The following is a 4166-nucleotide window of genomic DNA, read 5'->3' as shown; positions in this document are numbered from 1 at the left end:
TTAGCGGGACGGAGTCCTTGCTTGGCCTTTGGAGATAGGCGCAGCAGAGCCCAGCAGCCGGCGACGGGTGGAAGGCAAGGGGATGTTCACTCTGCGCTCTGGGAACCGGGCACAGCCACCAGCAGGGCTTCCAACACCCGCTGCACCCGACTCAGGCGCAGGCCGTGATCCGACAACACAGGGCTGTTGGGGATGATGGCGTGGCGAAACCCCAGTTTGCTGGCTTCTTTCAAGCGCTGCTCCAACTGGGCCACCGGGCGCACCTGCCCCCCCAGTCCCACCTCGCCAATCAGGACTGTAAAAGGATCCACTTGGCGATCCCGGAAGCTGGCGGCCACGGCCACTGCTACCCCCAAGTCGGCAGCTGGCTCGGCTACCTGAATGCCGCCGGCAGAGGCGATGTAAGCATCGTATTTGGAAAGCGGGATCCCCACCCGTTTTTCCAGCACAGCCAAGATCTGCAAAAAGCGGTTGATTTCAATGCCGGTGGAGGTGCGGCGGGGGGAGCTGTAGCTGGTGGGGCTGACTAGGGCCTGCACTTCCACCACCAGAGGACGGGTGCCCTCGCAGGCAACGATGGTGGCTGTTCCGGGCATGGCCTGATCCCGGCTACTCAAAAAAAGCTGCGAGGGGTTCTCCACCTCCACCAAGCCAGAGGCGGTCATCTCAAAAACACCCATTTCCTGGGCTGCCCCAAAGCGGTTTTTGACGGCGCGCAATAGGCGGTGGCTTTGGAAGCGATCCCCCTCAAAGTACAAGACCGTGTCCACCAAATGCTCCAGCACCTTCGGCCCGGCCAGGGATCCGTCTTTGGTAACATGGCCTACAATCAGCAGAGCCACCCCCAGTTTTTTGGCCAGCCGCATTAACAGGCCGGTGCATTCCCGCACCTGGGAAACGGATCCCGGCGCCGAGGTGAGTTGCCCCCAGAAGATGGCTTGGATGCTGTCGATCACCGCCACCTGCGGTTGCAGAGCCTGGATCTCCGCCACGATGGCCTCCAGGTCGGTCTCGGCCAAGAGGTAGAGCTGCTCGCTTTCCACCCCCAGCCGCTCGGCGCGTAGCTTGATCTGCTGGGCTGATTCTTCCCCCGACACGTATAAGATGGGCCCGCTCTTGGCCAGGTGGGCAGCGCTCTGCAGCAGCAGGGTGCTCTTGCCAATGCCCGGATCCCCGCCAATCAACACCAGGGATCCCGGCACAATGCCACCTCCCAACACCCGGTCAAACTCGCCATAGCCGGAGGAGAGGCGAGGGTGGCGATCTGAGGAGACCTGGGAGAGGGGGAGGGCCGACCGGGGGATCCCATTGGCGCGGTTGGACCTAGGAGCGAGGGCTTGGGCCCGTGGGGACTTGGCCGCTGGGGCGACGACCACTTCCGTCAGGGTGTTCCAGGCGCCGCAATGGTCGCAGCGGCCCAAAAACTTGGCATAGCGCTCGCCGCACTGGCTGCACTCCCAGACGGTTTTGGCCTTGGCCATAGCCGGGGACTCCTAGGCCTGGGGAGCAGCGGCGACAGGGAGGGGCACCTCCGGCAAGACCAGGGATCCGCACTGGGCGTGGTGGCGCAGCAGATGGTCGCAGAGGACCAGGGCCACCATCGCCTCCACCATCGGCACTGCCCGCGGCAAGACACAGGGATCGTGGCGTCCCCGCGCCGCCAAAACCGTCTCTTGCCCATTGAGGGTGACGGTGTTTTGAGGCTGGCGAATGGTGGCAGTGGGCTTAAAGGCTACCCGCAGGACGATGTCTTCGCCGTTGCTGATGCCCCCCTGGATGCCGCCGGAGCGGTTGCTGCGGGTGCGCCAGCCGCCGGGGGTCATGTAAAACTCGTCGTTGTGCTGCTTGCCCGTCAGGTAGGTGCCGGCAAACCCCGAGCCAATCTCAAACCCCTTGCTGGCTGGCAGGGACATCACCGCCTTGGCCAAGTCGGCCTCCAGCTTGTCAAACACCGGGGATCCCAGCCCGCGCGGCACCCGGCGGGCTACACACTCCACCACTCCCCCCAGCGAATCCCCTTCCCGCGCCGCCTCCTCAATTTTTTGGATCATGGCCGCCGCCGCTTGGGGATCGGGGCAGCGGACGATGTTGGCCTCCACCTGCTCTGCAGTTACCGAGCTGGGATCCACCTGGGCTTCCACGTCTTTTACCCGCTGCACGTAGGCCAGGATCTCCACCCCTGCCGCTAGGCGCAGGATCTTCTTGGCAATGGCCCCTGCCGCCACCCGGCCAATGGTTTCTCGCGCTGAGGCCCGTCCGCCCCCCTGCCAGTTGCGGATGCCGTACTTGGCCTGGTAGGTGGCATCGGCATGGGAAGGGCGGAAGGTGGTGGCCATCTCCTGGTAGTCCTGGGGGCGGGCATCCTGGTTGCGCACCAGGATGTGGATGGGGGTGCCCAGCGTAAAGCCCTGAAAAACCCCGGAGAGGATCTGGCAGCGATCCGCTTCCTGGCGGGGCGTCGTGATGGGGCTCTGGCCAGGACGCCGCCGATCCAGCTCTGCCTGAATGTCGGCCTCGCTCAAGGGCAGCCGCGGCGGGCAGCCATCCACCACCACCCCCACCGCCCCCCCGTGGGACTCGCCATAGGTGGTCACGCAAAACAGGACACCGAAGGAGTTGCCGTTGGCCATGGGATCCCCAAGCAAGAAGCCGTTACTCGCAGGCGGCTGGGAGAGACTGTTTTCTATTCTGCACTAGGGGAGTGGCGGGCAGTGCGGTGCAGCTGGCGGCAGCCGGCAATTCCCCGCAACACCAGGTGGGGATCCCAGCGCAGCTCTGGGTCAAGCGGGCCCAAGTGAGGGTGGAGCCACTTCCCATCCCCGCCGGTCAGCAGCAGGGGGCCTTGGGGAAAGCGGCGACGCCAGTCGGCAATGAACTCGCGCAAGCCAGCCAAGAGGGTGTGGAGGATGCCGCTGCGGATGGCAGCCACGGTGTCGTTGGCCCAGCGAGGGGGCAAGGGATCCTGCGGATCCCACTGCACTTTGGGCAGCAGGGCTGTGTGATCAGCCAACGCCTGCGCCTGCAACCCCAGGCCGGGCAAGATGGCCCCTCCCACCAGGGATCCTTCAGAGTCAGCTCCTGTGAGGGTCAGGGCAGTACCCGCGTCGATGACCAAACAGGGCCAGCCGTAGTGGATCCCAGCAGCCCACAGGGCCAAAGCCCGATCCAGCCCCAACCCCGGGTAGGGATCCCGCAGCGGCACCTGCGACAGCTCCAACTGATGCACCCAGGGCGATGCTGGCGGCAGGGGGGCAGAGCCCACAGGAGCCAGCCACAGCTCTGTCTGCTGCGGCCAGGACAAGGGCTGGTGAGCAGGAAACCGCTCCACCTTCACCAGGGTCTCCTCCACAAACCAACCCCAGCGCACGTGAGTGTTGCCCAGCACGGCTGCCAGCCACTCACGACAACAGTGCGAAGCGTTGAGATCTGCCCCCTCCTCAAAACTCATGCAACAGCTCTGCCTCCACGCGAAACAGCTCCACCGGCTGGTCGGCAGGGATCCCGGCCAACCTCTTAGCGGTAGCAAGCTGCCATTCTGTCGTCAAAGCCTCTCCCGGCAGCAACACCGCTCCCCGGGTTCCAGAGCGGACAAATAGGCCCATGCGGGTGGGATCCACCTGCTCCACAGCGGCAAAAGGACTCCGTCCCGCCGACGCAATGGGCACCACCCGCCGCACAATGGCTACCTGAATGGAGGCCGACTCCAGCTCCCCGGGTTGCAGAGGTACGTAGCGCCAATCGCGGGTGACTGCCCCCACCGCCGCCCGGATGGTGGCCCTGACCAGGTCCTCGCCGCTGGGATCCAAGCTGCCCCAGCAGCCACGGGGCCGACCCTCTGTACTCACCGTTACAAAAACCCCCGCAGAGCGCCGCCAGTGGGGCGGGATCTCCTCTGGAGGTGGCAGCACCTGGCCGGTGGCGAAGTAGTAGGCAATGGCCTGACGCGCCAGCGCCGGCAGGGTGTCAGGGAGAGGTTGTCGCCGGCTGGGAGAGGGGATCCCTTCTGAATCGGACTCCGTCCCGCCAGTGCGATCCCGTAAGCGGTGCGAGGCACCCATGGACTCCGGCGGAGGAACAGGGGCAGTTGTCTCAGAAGGCTGCGGCAGGGATCCCGTCCACAAGCCCAGCCCCGCAGCCAGGAGCAGGCCGATCGCGTTAGCGGGACG

At 65.4% G+C, this 4166-nt stretch carries 4 protein-coding genes; all 4 read right to left on the bottom strand.

All coding sequences use genetic code 11. The features are described 5' to 3' along the window. Positions 1-86 precede the first annotated feature (86 nt). Positions 87-1481: a DNA repair protein RadA gene (gene radA / locus NW819_RS12855; protein WP_011433126.1), complete on the bottom strand. Its 1395-nt coding sequence runs from the start codon at positions 1479-1481 to the stop codon at positions 87-89. A 12-nt stretch (positions 1482-1493) separates the two neighbouring features. Beyond that, positions 1494-2630: a chorismate synthase gene (gene aroC / locus NW819_RS12850; protein ID WP_414351901.1), complete on the bottom strand. Its 1137-nt coding sequence runs from the start codon at positions 2628-2630 to the stop codon at positions 1494-1496. A gap of 53 nt (positions 2631-2683) precedes the next feature. Then, positions 2684-3448, bottom strand: a complete 765-nt coding sequence (locus NW819_RS12845; RefSeq protein WP_011433124.1) for a pantothenate kinase — start codon at positions 3446-3448, stop codon at positions 2684-2686. Then, a partial coding sequence (locus NW819_RS12840) for an AMMECR1 domain-containing protein (RefSeq protein WP_414413979.1) occupies positions 3438-4166 on the bottom strand: 729 nt, incomplete at its 5' end. The genes NW819_RS12845 and NW819_RS12840, both read right to left, overlap by 11 nt.

It is taken from the genome of Synechococcus sp. R8-2 (genome assembly GCF_047461715.1).
Classification (GTDB): domain Bacteria; phylum Cyanobacteriota; class Cyanobacteriia; order Thermostichales; family Thermostichaceae; genus Thermostichus.
This window is presented reverse-complemented; position numbering and strand designations above follow the sequence as displayed.